The following is a 773-nucleotide window of genomic DNA, read 5'->3' on the forward strand; positions in this document are numbered from 1 at the left end:
ATTTTCTGAGCATAGCTCTGCCAATTGCTTTTGTCTGTGCAGGGAGTTTGGAGACCGCGAGATAGCTTGTTCGACGGTTGCCTGGGCCTCTTTGGTTTTATCTTGTCTTTGCAGTACCTGCGCAAGAAGGTCCAAAGCTTCAACTTGCTCCGGGTCTTTGGTAATTATGACCCGTAGTAGTTTTTCTGCATCCTCATAATGTTTACGCCGAATCATGATTCTTGCCAGCCCATATTCGGCCCAGGTAAAATCGCTTGCTTTAAGGATGCCTTCGTATAGCTCGCGTGCCTCGTCGATGTGTCCGATTTTACTTAGCAGCCAGGCTTTTGTCTTCATGCAGCGAAGTACGTAATTGCCTTTCTCGGCAATTTTCTCGTCACAATATGCAATTGCTGAGTGATAGTCGCCATCATCTATAGCAGTGTCAATTGCACTCATCGCTTCTTTCATTTTTAGCGCTTTGCTTAAGCGTTGTTTCAAATCATTGGGTGTGATCGGTTTTACCAGGTAGCCATCGGGTTCGTTCTCGACGGTGCCCATAACCTTACTGCGATCAACTTCGGCTGAAACAATAAAAAATAAGTCCGAGAACTTTAACAGTTTCTTGTAGCGTAGCTCCTCAAGTAACTCCTGGCCGTTTTTGCCTTTGCCTAAGTCATAGTTGCACAGCGTAACGTCGTAATTGACGTTCTGAAAACCTGAGACAACATTTTGTGCACTGCTTGCTGTGTCAACGAGCTTAAGGCCAAGTGACATCAGTGTCTTTTTGGTAG

Annotated in this window: 1 protein-coding gene; it reads right to left on the bottom strand. The window is 45.4% G+C overall.

Features of this window, described 5'->3' with window-relative positions; all coding sequences use genetic code 11:
* The coding region (locus tag A3763_RS03690; RefSeq protein WP_231872088.1) for a tetratricopeptide repeat protein at window positions 1–756 on the bottom strand (756 nt) is incomplete at its 3' end.
* Between the last annotated feature and the right edge of the window lie 17 nt (window positions 757–773).

This window comes from Oleiphilus sp. HI0128 (assembly GCF_001635365.1).